Here is a 16,623-nt window from a genome sequence, read left to right as displayed (position 1 = left end):
GAGTTGTCATAATTATAACTCCTGTTTTTTTTAAATATGCGACTGCGTCGCAATCTTCTGCAAACTTAGAGCAAGGGCAAAAGCATAAAAAGCATACAATACATAAAATGTAAATACCTAATAATTAATGCTTTTGCCCTTTCAGGGCGAGTGTGTACAATCGTGTTATTCCCGGGGTGCCGCTTCGCTCTGCCCCGGGCTATGTGCTCGTTGCCTTTTCAAGGCGCATCCATCCTATATCCGAGTGATTATGTAGTTTGATTCTGTTGACTAACTTAATATATTTATTTGACTATGATTTCAGAAATGAACAACAAGTTTTGGACACCCTACCCGGCGGGGCACGTTCATTTAGGGCGCGTTCTGTCCGGACGATAATGTAGTTTAATTTTATTGACTAACTTATTTAATTTTAATCATATTGATTTTGACAAAAGATCTATATCCTCTGAGACTATCAATGTCATAAACAAATGCGTCCAGCATCAATACAAACGCTAATATAATAATGCATTGTGGTTAAAATGCATTCCTAATGTATTGAACTCTTTGGCAATATCTTTTTTCCATGCGCCTCTGTCATCATATGTAACATAGACGATTCCATCAACATCCCCAGGTCTTTCTACCTCCTCTTTAATTAAAGCACAGACTCTTTCTCTCCCAAGTTTTCCTATAAGATATCCATGCTCAAAAACTACATTCTGCCTTGCTCTTGGTAATAAATCTTGATCATTATTAGAAGCACCTTTATCACATGGGGTATATAATATTATTGCGTAACACACATTGGAAAAAGTTTCTATTTTTTCAATTATAGTTTTGCCTCTATTAGGTTGTTCATGCAGAATAATTGGATTATAACCCATATTTGTTATAAATCGTGCAACTTCATTTTTTAGTCCGCTATCATGACCATGAACAATAAAAACATCCTTATTCTCCATATCCGTTTTTTCTCCTCTGTTATGATTATCATTTATTCCCATCTGTGGAATTAATGATAATTGATCCATTACACTCTCTAAATAGACAACTTTTTCATTTATTTGTTGCTTAGCTTCTTTAATAATGTCTTCACCAAATAATCTTGTTGGATCTCCGGTACGACCATATACACTATAATAAGATTGAGGCGAATCGTTATCGTCAAAAGAACGGCTTATCAATTCGCTATTATATGAATCCCATTTTTTATAGTCTGCAAGAAATGATTTTTTCTCATCTTCGTCATATTCCTTTATTTTAATAATCGTTCTGTAGCGCACAATAGTTGTGTCATCTTCGCTAACTTCACGTTTTAGCAAGTCGCGACCTTTTGCAATCTGAGACTTCAACCATAATTCGAAGTCTTCCTTTTTCTTGATAAGATTTCCTGTAGCCATAAATCCAAATAGTTTTTGCAAAGATACGAATTTCGTAGAACAAATTGATGATTTGCTCACTTTTTTGCGTTTTCTATACAAAATATAACCTAATAAATCAAATATATTCTCTCATAATTTATAACTTTGTAGCCATATTGGATAGGCATATAAACATGGAGCGTAAATTATTAAACCGAATCAAAGTCGTTCTTGCAGAAAAAGATAAGAGCAATAAGTGGCTTTCTGAACAACTGGATAAAGATCCTGCTATAATCTCCAAATGGGTTACAAATACAACGCAACCTAATGTAGAGACTTTAATTCAAATATCCAAAGTGTTGGGCGTAACTGTGGATGACTTGCTAAGAACTGAATAATAAGGTTATGGGAGCAGTCAAATTATATAAATATCTTGATTTTAACGGTGGATTGATGATGTTACATTATAGTAACCTTCAATTTACCAATGCTACACAGTTGAACGACCCGTTTGATTGCCACCCATCGTTAATTGATTTCTCCAATGTTCCGAAGGAAGCGTGTGGAGGATGGACTCCGGAAATAATCGAAGAATTAAGAAGAGATCCATTTCGTAGAACCAGAGAAGAGGTATGGATATGTAGTCTTTCCAAAATATATGATTCAATCTTGATGTGGAGCTATTATAGCAAGCATAAAGGAATCTGTTTAAGTTAAATACCGAACTGATAAAATAATAGAATGGCTAAGAAACAGAATAAACCGATAAAGGAAGAGACTCTTGAAACGATACTTTTCAACTGTCGTAACAGTCTGCGTGGACGTGCAGCCATGACAGATAAGCGCGACCTGCTGTTGACCCTTGTATTCCTGAAATTCATAGGAGAACGGTTCAAACAACAAAAGGAGAAAATCAGGCATGAGATAGTGGAAGTACAGGGCATTGATGATACGGATTTCATTGAGTTGCAACTTTCACGTCCCAACCAATATATGCAGGACGGAGTGTTTTTCCTGACGGATGAAACATTTTGGGACAAACTGATTCTCACATCGCCAACCGGCATGGCTATCGCTTTCGATACGGCTATAAAGACCTTGGACGACAACGAACCAAAGTTGAAAAATGCCCTTCCGCAGCAGATTTTCACGAAGACAGCCCTTGAACCGGGAGTATTGAAAAGCGTAGTGGATGAAATAAACAAGATTGACCCACAGAAGTTTAATGACCATGACCTCATAGGCCGTGTATATGAGTATTTTTTACAAGCGTTCTCAATCAATGCCGACAAAGAGGAAGGCGAATTTTATACACCGCATTCTATCGTAGAGCTTATAGCGTCTCTTATTGAACCTTTTGATGGGACGGTCTATGACCCTTGCTGTGGTTCCGGAGGTATGTTTGTTCAAGCTGCAAAGTTCATAGAGGCTCACGGTGGAAACACTAAAGCTGTCAATGTCTATGGGCAGGAATCAGAACCGGCAACCTATCGCCTTGCAAAGATGAACCTGGCTATCCGAGGCATCTCTTACCATTTGGGCGATAGAGCCGTGTCTACGTTCTCCGACGACCAGCATAAGGAACTCAAGTTTGATTACATCATGGCAAATCCGCCGTTCAATTTGAAGAAATATGCTGAATATGGAGGTTTTGAGACTGATCCCCGATGGCAAGGCTATGGCATCCCTCCTACCAGCAATGCCAACTATGCGTGGATTCTTCATATCCTAAACAAATTGAACGTCTGTCGTGGAATCGCAGGATTTCTGCTTGCCAATGGTGCTTTGGATGATAGCGATACACAGGAAATACGTAAACAGCTAATCGAAAGCGACAAAATAGAAGCTATTATAGTTTTGCCGCGAAACATGTTCTATTCTACCGATATATCAGTCACCCTTTGGGTCTTGAACAACAACAAGAAAGGCGGTTCATGGCATGGCAGGCAACTTCGCGACCATACAGGTGAGATTTTGTTCATTGACTTGCGGACTTGGAACAATAATATATACGAGAAGAAATATGTCCGTCTAGCAGAAGCGGACATAGACAGAGTACGTCAAATATACTTCAACTGGCAAACCGAGAATTTTGTCGAGTATGCCGAGCCGGAATTGTACTATGCTGCGCATCGTGACGAAATCCAAGAAAAAGGATACTCTCTTGTGCCCTCCAGATATATTGAGTTTATAGACCGTGATACGGAAATAGACTATAAATCTGCACTTTCAGAAATGAGTCATAAATTTGATACGTTGAAGAAAAGATGGGATGCAAACGAAACGGAACTCGTAAACGCTTTCAAAATTTTAGGGTATGGAAAAGAATAAGTTGCAACATCATAATATAACAACCGATACACTCTTTGATGACATTCGGAACATCATAGAACAAGGCCGTCAACAGGCATACGCGGCAGCCAATCAAATTACGGTACTTACCTATTGGCATATCGGGCGGCGTATAGTGGAAGAAGAACAGCATGGAGAAGCTCGTGCGCAGTATGGTACTCGGTTGATTAAAACATTGGCAGAACAGCTGATGCCTAAATACGGCAATACGTTCAGCAAGCGAAATCTCGATTACTTTCGCCAATTTTATCTGTGTTTCAATGATTTGGAGATTGTGAACACGCGTGTTCACAATCTGACTTGGTCGCACTTCCGCTTGATTATACAGGTTGCAGACCCTAAGGCCAGAGAGTGGTATGTAAAAGAGGCTTCGGAACAAATGTGGAGTGTGAGAACACTTAACCGCAACATAGGCACACAATACTATGGTCGCCGAATGGCTTGCGTAAGAGAGGGATTGGCATTACCGGCACCGGATGTCGAAGCAAATGATCCACTGGAATATATAAAAAGCCCAGTGGTTGCCGAGTTTTTAGGTTTTCGCAAGGATAGCAAATATGACGAGAGCCAGTTGGAGCAAGCCTTAATAGACCATCTGCAACAATTTATCATGGAATTGGGACGTGGATTTGCTTTTGTCGATAGGCAGAAACACATTTCAACGGACACAGGTGATTTTTACATTGACCTTGTGTTCTATAACATCAAACTCAAACGTTACGTGCTGTTTGAATTGAAAACACATCCTCTGACACACGCAGATGTGGGGCAATTGGATATGTATGTTCGGATGTACGATGACCTTATAAAAGATGAGAATGATAACCCCACAATAGGCATACTGCTCTGCACCGAGACCGATAAAGTCTTGGCTAAATACTCCGTACTTAACGGTAGCGAGCAACTTTTTGCCGCTAAATATATGGCTTATATGCCGACGGAGGAAGAGCTGAGCCGAGAGATAGAACAGCAAAAACGTTTCTTCTTGGAACAACACGGAATGGAGGAGTGATATGGGAGCGAGTAATGTAAAATGGGTTCGTCTGGGAGATTATATTTCTCCAAGACGTGAAAATAACTCTTCACTCAAATATGGTGTTGATTCGATTGAAGGGGTGAATAGTGATGGTGAGTTCCAGCCGACTAAAGCTCTTACAGACGATATCAATCTGAAGCCTTATAAAGTTGTCAGGCATGGCGATATTGTTTATAACCCATCAAGATTAAATATCGGTTCTTTAGCTTATAGAACAGAAGGAATGTGTATTGTTTCTCACCTATATCAAGTATTTTATATAAAGGAAGAACACAAATCTTTATTATCTGCAGAGTTTTTAACGCTCTATCTTAGGCGAAATGAGTTTTACAGATATGTAGATTATGACAACTTTGGTAGTCAAAGAGCTGAATACAACCTAAATAAATTGAGCGAATTGCTTATTCCGCTGCCATCTCCTAATGAACAGCGGAAAGTGGTGAATGTATGGCGTGCATTTCGGGAAATCAAAGAACAAAACGAGGCTAAGGCTGCCCCACTTATGCAGGTATGTCAAAGTTATATCCAAGAATTGAAGTACAAATATCTATTGCAGGAAATCGGACCGTACATTGAAGAATGTAATGAACGTAATTTAGAAGGCAAATTTACAGAAAAGGATGTTCGTGGAATAGCGACATCAAAAGGTTTAATTGAAACAAAAGCGAATTTGGATGGAGTCTCATTAAATTCGTATAAATTGGTAAAGTCTAAAGAAATCGCTTTTGTACCTGATACCTCTCGTCGTGGAGATAAAATGAGTTTAGGGTTGAATGATTCAGATAAAACCTATATTGTTTCATCTATTTCATCTGTATTCAAAGTGGATGAAGAAAAGATTCTACCGGAATTCTTATATTTATGGTTCTGTCGTCCTGAATTTGACCGTTACGCCCGTTTTAACTCATGGGGAAGTGCACGTGAAGCATTCTCCTTTGAAGATATGAAACGTTGTAAGATGCCTATTCCTCCTATTGACGTTCAACGTGCAATCGTCAACATATACAAATATGCCAACGAGGCAAAGCAAATAGCCGAAGAAGCCGACAGGCTTTCTCGTGAGGTCTGTCCGGCATTACTTCAACACGTCATACATTCTTAAACAGCAGCGATTATGGCAAACAAAGGGAAATATTATGAAAGCCAGTTCGAGGAAGCAACCATCGAGCTTCTCCGAGAGGCACACTGGCAATATACATTTGGTGATGACATTCACAGGAAATATACTGATCCGCTTATCGAAGAGGATTTAAGGTGTTTTCTTGCCGCTCAATACAAGGATAAGAATTTGACCACCTCCGAGATGGACAGTATCGTCGCTAACCTACGCAATACTGGCGGACAGAATGACTATTACGCTCTCCGGAATGCTTTTTTGCTCTATCGTGACGGCTATGATTTTGCATATAGCGATGGTCGGGATAATCCGTTTCGTTTGGAATACATCGACTTCGAGCATCCCGACCATAATATTTTCCATTGTGTCAATCAGTTTGTCATGGAGCAAGGCCGTGAGAATCGTCGTCCGGATATCCTGCTTTTCATAAACGGCATACCCGTCTGCATCATCGAACTGAAAAATCCAACCAAGCAGAATGCTACTATACACGATGCGCATACGCAGATTTGCACACGCTATATGCGGGATATTCCGGCATTGCTGAAATATTGCGCTTTGGCAGTAATCAGTGACGGGGCAAAGAATGCTTTGGGTTCTACCTATACACCATTTGAATTTTTCTACGAATGGAAGAAGATAAATAATGAAGACAAAGCCGGAAAAGGTCTTGATACACTTCGTACTCTTATTCGCGGAGCACTTTCTCCGGAACGCATATTGGAGGTATTGCGGGACTATGTCTATTTCCCCGATCCGACTAAAGAAGACGACACGACCGAAATCGTATGCCGTTATCCGCAGTTCTTTGCTACACGCAAACTGCGGGATCATATCCTGAATCATTTGCGTTCTGTCGGAGGTGATGGTAAGGGCGGTACATATTTCGGAGCCACAGGGTGTGGAAAAACATATACCATGCTATTCCTTGCCCGCCAACTGGCTTTACGATGCAAGAAGCAATTGGGGAGCCCTACTATTCTCATCATAGTAGACAGGGAGGATTTGGAGACACAGACCGGGAAACTATTCTGCCGCTCGAAACAATATCTTGAAGACGAAGCTGTAAAAGTCTTTGAAACAAGAAAGGAACTTGCAGAGGAGATGAGTATGCGCAAAACTGGCGGGGTCTATATTACCACGATTCAGAAATTCGCAGAGACTACAGGATTGCTTACAGAACGTTCCAATGTCATTTGCCTAAGTGATGAAGCGCATCGCTCCCAAAACAATATAGGTTCTAAACTATCCATCCAAACCGAAGGAGAAGCCGATAAGATAGGAGCGAAAATCACATACGGCTTTGCCAAATATCTGCGGGATGCATTGCCGAACGCCACATACGTAGGTTTTACGGGAACGCCCATTGACGAAACCATACATGTGTTCGGCAAGGTGGTAGACCAATATACGATGAGGGAATCGGAAGAGGACGATATAACCGTTCCTATCAAATATGATCCTCGGTTGGCCCGTGTGTTCCTCAATAAAGAACAAGCAGAAAAAGTAGAAAAGTATTATCAGCTGTGTGCAGACGAAGGGGCAACGCCGGAGGATATAGCAAAGAGCAAGGCTGCTATGTCCGGTATGGAGGTGATTATCGGTGATGAAGATGTCCTGCATCGTGTTGCCAAAGACATTATCGAAGATTATAAGCGTCGGACTGAGATAACAGACCGTCTGCAAAAGGCCATGATTACTTGCGCCGACCGCAAAATAGCATTCAGATTGTATAAAATCATGCGGAAGATGCAGCCCGACTGGTTCGAGAATAAGAAAGCATTGAACGAACTTGTATTGACTGCTGACGAAAAGAACAAACTGAATGATATCGCATTCGTCAATATGGTCATGACCAGAGATAAGGACGATGAAAAGGAACTTTACAATCTGCTTGGAGACAAAGATTATCGTAGATTTCTTGATGCTGAGTTCAAATCGGAAAAATCGAATTTCCATATATCCATCAATGTAGATATGTGGATTACTGGATTCGATGTGCCTTGCCTGACGATGCTTTATAACGACAAACCGCTATCGAAACATACGCTCATTCAGACCATTTCGCGTGTAAACCGTAAATTCGGCACAAAAGAGTGTGGCTTTATCATCGACTACATAGGTATTCGCGAAGAGATGAAAAAAGCCATGAAAAAATATGGTGGCGAAGTCGGACAGCAGGAGGATTTGGAAGTTGCACATGAAGTGTTGCAGAACGAACTGCAACTTTTGCAAGAGCGATTGTCTGGACTGGTCTTTGACCGTTTCTTCGGGAATAATGACCTTGCTCGGCTTCAATTCATTCAAGAAGCTGCTGAATATATCCTTGCCAACAGCGTAGAACGAAAAGGAGAAGTTTCCTTCCTCAAACTTTTCAAGGAACATGTCAAACGGCTGCGCTCTGCTTATAATATCTGTAACCCAGCCGGCATTCTGACAGAAGAAGAGGTAACATGGAGTCAATGCTTCATGGGCATCTGCTCATACGTGACTAAAATGACCGCTACCGAACACGATACGGAGAACATGAACAGGCACGTAGAACAAATGGTTCAAGAAGCGATTCTTGCAAGTGGTGTAGAACGAGTAATGAATGAAGGTGTTGAAGAAAATATTTTCAGCGACTCATTTGCCAAAGAGGTCGATGAAATAAAAATGCCGTTCACCAAGTTCCAGATTCTTTGTAAACTTGTCGCTAAAGCCATCAGAGCATACAGCCGGACAAACAAGATTCAGGCTGAACATTTCCAGAAAATGCTTGAAGATACGATAGATGCCTATAATACAAGGGACAAGTTGATATTCACCAATGAAGTGACACAGAACGTGGTGAATGATGTATGTGACATCGTTTCATACAAAATCAACGGACTGTCGAACAAGCTGATGAATATCCTGAAAGAACTTAAATCTGACAGCGAGAAATTCAGAGTTTTAGGTATCACTTTCGAAGAGAAAGCTTTCTTTGATGTTCTTGTCGAAGTTCGTGACAAACACGGTTTTGAATATGCAGATGAACTGTGTATTGAATTGGCAAAGAAAATCAAGACACTGATTGATGATACCGCAGTTTATGCCGATTGGTTGAATAATGACAACCTAAAAAGCAAACTTGCCAGCCAGCTTACATATCTTCTCTACAAAGAAGGTTATCCTCCTCAATGGGATGAAGAGGTCTTCCAAAAAGTTCTGGAACAGGTAGAAAATTATAAAAAGAATAATTAGTAACACTATAATTGTCGAAGAATATACCATATATAATATGAATTCCATAGATTTACGAAGTTTTTTGTCACAGCATTGTGATATAATGCGTTCTTTTATTCAGAGTGCGAAAAAGATCATAATGTGTCCATTGAGATTGACCTGAAACTATCAGAAGAGGCTGCAGGTTCAACTAGCCATGACGAATTTATAAACTTTTACATCATTTTTCCACTTCTTTCATGGAAAAACGGTATCTTTGCACAATGATTTAGATATATTATAAAACTATTATGGCACAAGAAGACGTTTTTAAGAAAATTGTATCTCATTGCAAGGAATACGGTTTCGTATTCCCCAGCAGCGATATCTACGACGGACTGGGAGCCGTGTACGACTATGGTCAGAACGGTGTGGAACTGAAAAACAACATCAAGGAATACTGGTGGAAGAGCATGGTGCTGCTTCACGAGAACATCGTGGGCATCGACTCGGCCATATTCATGCACCCCACAATATGGAAGGCATCGGGACATGTGGACGCATTCAACGACCCGCTCATCGACAACCGCGACTCCAAGAAGCGCTACCGTGCCGACGTGCTCATCGAAGACCAGATAGCAAAATATGACGAGAAGATAGAGAAAGAGGTGGTCAAGGCCCGCAAACGCTTCGGCGAGTCGTTCGACGAGGCGCAGTATATGGCCACAAGCCCGCGTGTGCTCGAGACAAAACAGAAGCGCGACGCTCTGCACGAACGTTATGCGGCAGCCATGCAGGGTCCGGATCTGGAGGCTCTGAAACAGATTATCGTGGACGAGGAGATTGTAGACCCGATATCAGGCACGAAGAACTGGACCGACGTGCGCCAGTTCAACCTGATGTTCTCCACCGAAATGGGAGCATCGGCCGACGGAGCCATGAAGGTGTATCTGCGTCCGGAGACGGCACAGGGCATCTTCGTGAACTACCTCAACGTGCAGAAGACGGGCCGAATGAAGATACCGTTCGGCATAGCACAGATAGGAAAGGCCTTCCGCAACGAGATTGTGGCACGCCAGTTTATATTCCGCATGCGCGAGTTCGAGCAGATGGAGATGCAGTTCTTCGTGAAGCCCGGCACCGAGCTCGACTGGTTCCCGAAGTGGAAACAGACGCGTATGGCATGGCACCAGGCACTGGGATTCGGCGCCGAGAACTACCGTTTCCACGACCACGACAAGCTGGCCCACTACGCCAATGCCGCCACGGACATCGAGTTCCGTATGCCGTTCGGCTTCAAGGAGGTGGAAGGCATACACAGCCGCACCAATTTCGACCTGTCGCAGCACGAGAAATTCTCAGGCAAGAGCATCAAATACTTCGACCCGCAGACCAACGAAAGCTACACTCCGTATGTCATCGAGACGTCCATCGGTGTGGACCGTATGTTCCTCTCAATCATGTGCCACTCGTTTGAAGAGGAGAAACTGGAGAACGGCGAGACACGTACCGTGCTCAAGCTGCCCGCCGCTCTGGCTCCGGTAAAGCTGGCAGTGATGCCTCTGGTAAAGAAGGACGGACTGCCCGAAAAGGCCCGCGAGATTATCGACAACCTGCGTTTCCACTTCAACTGCCAGTACGACGAGAAGGACACCATCGGCAAACGCTACCGCCGTCAGGATGCAATAGGAACGCCTTACTGCGTGACTGTCGACTACGACACGCTGAAAGACAACACCGTGACACTGCGTTTCCGCGACACCATGGAACAGGAGCGCGTGGACATAGCCCGGCTGAACAGCATCATCGAGGACAAGGTGAGCATTGCCGGCCTGTTGAAGAAACTGCAATAAACTTGCAAAAATGAAGAAATACAGAATAACAGCTCTCGCCATGATACTGTTGTCACTGACGGTGGCAATGGTATCGTGCAGCGAGGAGGACAATACGGTGGAGGAATATGCAAACTGGCAGGCAACCAACGAAAACTTCTTCAACCACCTGAGCGACTCGGTAAAGGCCCTGCTCGAGGCCGACCCGACACGCACGGACTGGAAAAGACTGAAAACGTGGTCGAAATCGGAAGAGACTGCCGGAACAAACGCCGACTACATCATTGTACACGTGGAAAAGGAAACCGGCGCATCAGGCAGTCCGCTATATACCGATACGGTATCGGTGAGCTACACAGGCCGGTTGCTGCCGTCGCTGTCATATCCGGCCGGCTATGTCTTCGACCGCACGTTCTACGGAGAATACGACCCGGAAACAAGCGCCACGACGGATTTCCCCGTATCGGATAGAGTGGACGGATTCACTACAGCCTTGCTGAAAATGAGCCGTGGCGACCACTGGAAAGTATACATACCGTATCAATTGGGATACAGAAACGCCGGAAACGGAAGCATACCGGCTTACAGCACCCTCATATTCGATCTGGTATTGACCGACTTCTGGTCTCCGGGTATCGTGAAAGAGTGACTCCACGGATTAATGACAGACACGTCCGAAAGGATTCGGACATTACTGCCAGTCAGGCACGGGCAGCGCACAGCATACGGTCTCATCTTGTTCCGGGCAGCGTTGTCCGTGCCTGACATGTCATGCCATAACATGATATGTACATAAAGAATATGAAGAAAAGCATTTATTGACTACAACTATGAAGAAAAACGGAATCTGCTACAGTCCTATGGCCGCCGCCATCGGACTGATATCATCGGCCGCATATGCACAGGCTGCCGACAACAACGTACGGAAAGCCACTCCGGACCGACCCAACATCATCTTCATACTGGCAGACGACATGGGATATGGCGACCTGTCGTGTTTCGGAAGCAAGCACGTCAAGACTCCGAACATAGACCGTCTGTCGCAGACGGGCACCACATTCACCCAATGCTATGCCGGCAGCGGAATATCGTCGCCGTCGAGATGCTCGCTGATGACGGGCAAAAACACGGGCAACACCACCATACGCGACAACACCTGCACGGCAAACGGCATACGCGGAATGAAGATATCACCGCAGGGAGACACCACTTACATACGCCGCGCCAACCTGTTGCCTACCGACACGACCATCGCAACGGTGCTTTCGGCTGCCGGATACCGCACTTGTCTGGTCAACAAATGGCATCTGGACGGGTACGACCCGGGGGCAGCGCCCAACCATCGCGGCTTTCACGAGTTCTACGGATGGACTATAAGCACCGTGCACTCCAACTCTCCTTACTATTATCCATACTACCGCTTTGCGGGCGACAGCCTGACTACAATAGAGGAAAATGCCCACGACCGGCACGTCAGGCACAACACGGACATATCGACCGACGACGCAATAAAGTTCATCGACCGCAACAGAGAGAACCCGTTCTTCCTATATCTGGCTTACGACGCACCGCACGAGCCTTACATCATAGAAGACACCAACTGGTATGACGACCGCAACGACTGGTCGATGAACACCAAACGATACGCCGCACTTATCACCCATATGGACGCAGCAATAGGACGGTTGCTCGAACATCTCGACAGCACGGGGCTGCGAGAAAACACGCTCGTCATATTCGCATCGGACAACGGCGCGGCGGTACAGGCCCCGATAGCCGAACTCAACTGCAACGCCGGCTTTCACGGACGAAAAGGACAGCTGTACGAAGGCGGCATACGCGTGCCGATGATTGTGAACCAACCGGGCCGTGTGCCGGTGCGGAAACTGAAAAACATTGTATATTTCCCTGACATCATGCCTACGTTTGCCGCTTTAGCCGGTGGTGAGAAGGCTCTGCCGCAAAACATCGACGGCATGAACATACTGCCGTTGTTCTACGGCGGAAAGGCGGACACCGACAACAGGCTGCTATACTGGGAGTTTACAGGCAAGCAACGGGCGGCACGCCGAGGCGACTGGAAATGCGTGACGGTAAAGCCCAACAGGCCGCTGGAACTATACAATCTGAAAGACGACCCGGAAGAACGCAACAACCTGGCCGACAAATACCCGGAAATGGTCAGACAGTTTGACAAGGAAATGCGCCAAATGCACAAGCCGACACCAAACTGGCCGCTGCCGGGAGAGACTTTCTGAAAGCGCAAGGATGGCGGAATAAAACAGAAACGGCATATCCGTAATGCCAAACAAACCGCTATCCTTACGTTTGAGCGCTATTTAAGCACAAGTATTCCATACTCATAAGATGTATGAAATATTTTGTGTATCTTTGCAGAAGATAAATTGCATCCGGCAATCTGAAAACAAGTTTTCATTGCACTCGTTTGCATTATCTTTGAAGAAGAAAAGACTAAACAGACGGATATATCCGGACAAATACCGGTATTGACGTCTCGGTACAGTTCTTAATATATAATCTTTACGATAAAAAGACTATCCCGGACAAATGAGAAATGTACTTTATATTGTTGTATCATTGCTTCTCCTGACTACATACGGATGTGGAAAATCCGACGATGTCAGACGAAGAAACGCACAACGCGAACGTATAAACACGCTCGACAGTTCGATCACGTCAAGAAAACCGGACGTACAGACCATCATAGAAAACTATCTGGCAGAAGCCAAAGACAGTCTGGAATGGTATGAGCTATATCTGCGCCATGCCAAATACCATCTTAACTCGAAGACTCCCGACTCTCTGCTGCCATACGTCGAACGCACCATCGCCTTTGCAAACACACAGAACCCGTCGCCCCGCGTCAACGGCATCAAGGCCCATGCTTATGAAATCAAAGCCAACTACTATCACCGCCACCGCACCAACCACAATGAGATACTCAAACTGCACACCACCGCATACGAGGCCATGATGAACAGCGACGACATGGAATTCTTGCCAGAACTGTGTGCCAACATGGCCGACACATACACACAGATGAACGACATGGCAAAGGCGGCATCATGGTATCGCCGCGCACTATATCTTGTGGATTCTCTACAGTTGCCCGACATCAAGAACGTTACGCTCTATCTCGGTCTGGCACGGATATACATGAACCTTGACGACTACGACACTTCACTGAAGTATTATCGCGAATGCGGCAGTTTCTACGACCGTATGCCGGTAAACATGCAGGCTTACTATCTCAACAACTTCGGCAACTACTACTATTTTCTCGGCGACTATGACAATGCCCTGAAGATGTTTCTGCGCATGAAAAGCCTTCTTACGGAATACAACGACTATGGAATCGACATGTATACATGCAAAATCAATCTGGCCGACGTATATCTGAACATGGGCCGCATGGACGATGCAAAGACAAACGTAGAAGAAGCCGAACGTTTCTTTACCGACAACAAGATATGGATGGGCGTGTATTATGCACGGTCTATACGTATAGGAATGGCCGTCAGACAGGGACACCCGGAAATGGTTCCGAAGATAATCAAAGACTACACGCACGACGAACCTATCGAAGACGGTATCGTCGCCATACACAACAAATACATGCTCGAATATTATACCGCGACAGGAGACTGGCGCTCAGCATTCGAAAACCTGAGCCGGAGTTTCAGCATGCGTGATTCCATCGCCGACAGCCGACAGCACATGAGAGCATCGGAAATAATGCAGCGGCTTAAGGAAGACACCCTCATGCTGCACCATGAACTGGAAATACAGAAGAAAGACGCAGCACTAAAGACCAACCAGACCATGACAATAGCAGTGATAGTGTTTGCCATACTGACATTCATGTATGTAATGGCATACTCACGCAAGCGCAAACTACAGATGGAAATGAACATGATGCAGCTCCGTCTGGACAATGCCCGCAACCGGCTGTCTCCCCACTTCATCTTCAACGTACTCAACAACCGTATAAGCTCAGCCGATGAGAAAGAACGGAACGAACTGATGACACTGGCCAAACTTATAAGGACCAATCTCGACATCTCGCGCAACACATACATAAGTCTTTACGAAGAAATCGAATTCGTAAAGTATTACATAGACATTGAACGCGTCATGATTGGAGATGATTTCACATTCACCGTTGATGCTCCGTCGGACGACATTCTCAAATACATACAGATACCCACAATGTTCGTACAGATTCTTGTGGAAAACGCAATAAAACACGGACTGAAAGGCAAGGACGGTCCGAAAGAACTCGCTGTAATAATAACGCCTTCCGACAATGCCACAGACATCGTCGTGGCAGACAACGGGCACGGATTTGATATCCGCTCGACATCACGCAACAGCACACGAACGGGACTGGACATAATACGCCACACCATACGCGTAATAAACGTGCAGATAAGTCCCGACGATATAACATTCTATATACACAACAAGAAAAACAAAGACGGACGGATAATCGGATGCGAATCGAAACTTCATATACCGAGATTGCAAACATCAAAGGAATGTTTTCGCCAAGCCAAATGAGCAAAGTGAAACTTGTTTCAACTCTGCCATGGCGAGAAAACACGCATGAATATGAATGTTTTCGTCAAGCCAAATGAGCAGAGTGAAACTTGTTTCAACTCTGCCATGGCGAGAAAACACGGGATGAAATCCAACAAATCGACAAACAATAGGACCAATGAAAGTTATACTGATAGATGACGACAAGAAAGCCATAGAACTTCTTGCTGAAAGACTCCGCGAATACTCCGATATAGAGATTATCGGCACCGCCACCAAAGCATCAACGGGCCTGAAAATGGTGAACGAAAGACATCCGGACGTACTGTTTCTCGACGTGGAAATGCCTGATATGTCGGGCCTCGACTTTCTCGAACAGATAGACTGTGACAACGGAGAATGTGACGTAGTAATGTGTACGGCCTACGACGATTATATGTTGCCGTCGTTCCGTGGCAACGCTTTCGATTTCCTGCTGAAACCGGTAGATCCTAAAGAATTAGATATCGTAATACAAAGGCTTACTGTTAACAAGGAAAAGAAAAGACGGCTACAGCAAACCGCAGGTGACAATGTGAGAAAACAAGACGAAGAACACTTTCTGTTCTACACCAACGCCATCGACTTCCGCCTGGTACGCATCAAAGACATCGGACTCTTCCAATATAATCACGACTTGAGGTCGTGGGAAGTGGTGGTGGCCGGACGAGAAACCCCGATAAAACTAAAACGCAGCATCACCAACGACACCATACTCAACCTTGACCACAATTTCGTACAAATAAACCAGAAGTATATCATCAACGTGAGATATCTGTTCGAAGTAAAAGACAATTTCTGCCTATTTTATCCGCCATTTGAAGACATTGACTATGTCAAAGTGGGACGATTCTTCCGCAAACGGTTTATAGAACGTTTCAACAGATTATAAACACAAATCGGCAATAAGCCTCTGCATCAACTGACCGGATACACGTATCTTATTTCTCCACTCACACACTTTTTCATACCATATATTCATATTTTCATTACAAAGTTACTACAAAAAAGTGAAATGCGGAAAGATATAGTGATAGAATTGAGTTACAGGGGTTTCAGTCGGGGTTCCGATTATTCGTGAAGCCATCGCAATCACCGCTGAAGCCAAATCAGGACGCCGCTACGTTACTTGTCCGTAACCATGCCCGCAAGGGC

The 16,623-nt window shown here is 44.4% G+C and carries 11 protein-coding genes; 10 read left to right on the top strand and 1 reads right to left on the bottom strand.

Features of this window, described 5'->3' with window-relative positions; translation table 11 throughout:
• Positions 1-497 precede the first annotated feature (497 nt).
• The gene (locus tag HPS55_RS14280) at positions 498-1,385 is read right to left on the bottom strand and encodes a TIR domain-containing protein (RefSeq protein WP_172178400.1); all 888 of its coding nucleotides are present in this window, start codon (positions 1,383-1,385) and stop codon (positions 498-500) included.
• 155 nt (positions 1,386-1,540) lie between these two features.
• Here HPS55_RS14280 and HPS55_RS13345 point away from each other — a divergent pair, with 155 nt between their 5' ends.
• The 10 genes from HPS55_RS13345 (at position 1,541) to HPS55_RS13300 (ending at position 16,360) form a co-directional block, all read left to right on the top strand.
• A complete protein-coding gene (locus tag HPS55_RS13345) occupies positions 1,541-1,744 on the top strand; it encodes a helix-turn-helix transcriptional regulator (RefSeq protein WP_136011253.1) in 204 nt (67 codons plus the stop codon).
• 343 nt (positions 1,745-2,087) lie between these two features.
• The gene (locus tag HPS55_RS13340) at positions 2,088-3,677 is read left to right on the top strand and encodes a class I SAM-dependent DNA methyltransferase (protein WP_172178398.1); all 1,590 of its coding nucleotides are present in this window, start codon (positions 2,088-2,090) and stop codon (positions 3,675-3,677) included.
• Positions 3,664-4,710, top strand: a complete 1,047-nt coding sequence (locus HPS55_RS13335) for a PDDEXK nuclease domain-containing protein (RefSeq protein ID WP_172178396.1) — start codon at positions 3,664-3,666, stop codon at positions 4,708-4,710. Before HPS55_RS13340 ends, HPS55_RS13335 begins: the two co-directional genes overlap by 14 nt.
• A gap of 1 nt (position 4,711) precedes the next feature.
• Positions 4,712-5,836, top strand: a complete 1,125-nt coding sequence (locus tag HPS55_RS13330) for a restriction endonuclease subunit S (protein ID WP_253945888.1) — start codon at positions 4,712-4,714, stop codon at positions 5,834-5,836.
• Between the two features lie 12 nt (positions 5,837-5,848).
• Positions 5,849-9,076 (top strand): type I restriction endonuclease subunit R, encoded by a 3,228-nt coding sequence (locus HPS55_RS13325; protein ID WP_172178395.1) that lies wholly within the window; start codon positions 5,849-5,851, stop codon positions 9,074-9,076.
• Between the two features lie 272 nt (positions 9,077-9,348).
• Positions 9,349-10,890 (top strand): glycine--tRNA ligase, encoded by a 1,542-nt coding sequence (locus HPS55_RS13320; protein WP_172178393.1) that lies wholly within the window; start codon positions 9,349-9,351, stop codon positions 10,888-10,890.
• 10 nt (positions 10,891-10,900) lie between these two features.
• Positions 10,901-11,518: an FKBP-type peptidyl-prolyl cis-trans isomerase gene (locus HPS55_RS13315; protein ID WP_172178391.1), complete on the top strand. Its 618-nt coding sequence runs from the start codon at positions 10,901-10,903 to the stop codon at positions 11,516-11,518.
• Positions 11,519-11,699: 181 nt separating this feature from the next.
• Positions 11,700-13,127, top strand: a complete 1,428-nt coding sequence (locus HPS55_RS13310) for a sulfatase-like hydrolase/transferase (RefSeq protein WP_172178389.1) — start codon at positions 11,700-11,702, stop codon at positions 13,125-13,127.
• Between the two features lie 310 nt (positions 13,128-13,437).
• A complete protein-coding gene (locus HPS55_RS13305) occupies positions 13,438-15,450 on the top strand; it encodes a tetratricopeptide repeat-containing sensor histidine kinase (protein WP_172178387.1) in 2,013 nt (670 codons plus the stop codon).
• A gap of 157 nt (positions 15,451-15,607) precedes the next feature.
• Positions 15,608-16,360: a LytR/AlgR family response regulator transcription factor gene (locus HPS55_RS13300; protein WP_172178385.1), complete on the top strand. Its 753-nt coding sequence runs from the start codon at positions 15,608-15,610 to the stop codon at positions 16,358-16,360.
• Positions 16,361-16,623 lie beyond the last annotated feature (263 nt).

The sequence above is a fragment of the Xylanibacter rodentium genome, from assembly GCF_013166575.1.
Lineage (GTDB): Bacteria > Bacteroidota > Bacteroidia > Bacteroidales > Bacteroidaceae > Prevotella > Prevotella rodentium.
The sequence above is the reverse complement of the archived record's forward strand: the minus strand, read 5'-3'. Positions and strand labels throughout refer to the sequence as shown.

Bases quoted from the DNA above. Each gene is read 5' to 3' on its own strand.
- HPS55_RS14280 (WP_172178400.1), bottom strand. From the start codon at position 1,385: ATGGCTACAGGAAATCTTATCAAGAAAAAGGAAGACTTCGAATTATGG.
- HPS55_RS13345 (WP_136011253.1), top strand. From the start codon at position 1,541: ATGGAGCGTAAATTATTAAACCGAATCAAAGTCGTTCTTGCAGAAAAA.
- HPS55_RS13340 (WP_172178398.1), top strand. From the start codon at position 2,088: ATGGCTAAGAAACAGAATAAACCGATAAAGGAAGAGACTCTTGAAACG.
- HPS55_RS13335 (WP_172178396.1), top strand. From the start codon at position 3,664: ATGGAAAAGAATAAGTTGCAACATCATAATATAACAACCGATACACTC.
- HPS55_RS13330 (WP_253945888.1), top strand. From the start codon at position 4,712: ATGGGAGCGAGTAATGTAAAATGGGTTCGTCTGGGAGATTATATTTCT.
- HPS55_RS13325 (WP_172178395.1), top strand. From the start codon at position 5,849: ATGGCAAACAAAGGGAAATATTATGAAAGCCAGTTCGAGGAAGCAACC.
- HPS55_RS13320 (WP_172178393.1), top strand. From the start codon at position 9,349: ATGGCACAAGAAGACGTTTTTAAGAAAATTGTATCTCATTGCAAGGAA.
- HPS55_RS13315 (WP_172178391.1), top strand. From the start codon at position 10,901: ATGAAGAAATACAGAATAACAGCTCTCGCCATGATACTGTTGTCACTG.
- HPS55_RS13310 (WP_172178389.1), top strand. From the start codon at position 11,700: ATGAAGAAAAACGGAATCTGCTACAGTCCTATGGCCGCCGCCATCGGA.
- HPS55_RS13305 (WP_172178387.1), top strand. From the start codon at position 13,438: ATGAGAAATGTACTTTATATTGTTGTATCATTGCTTCTCCTGACTACA.
- HPS55_RS13300 (WP_172178385.1), top strand. From the start codon at position 15,608: ATGAAAGTTATACTGATAGATGACGACAAGAAAGCCATAGAACTTCTT.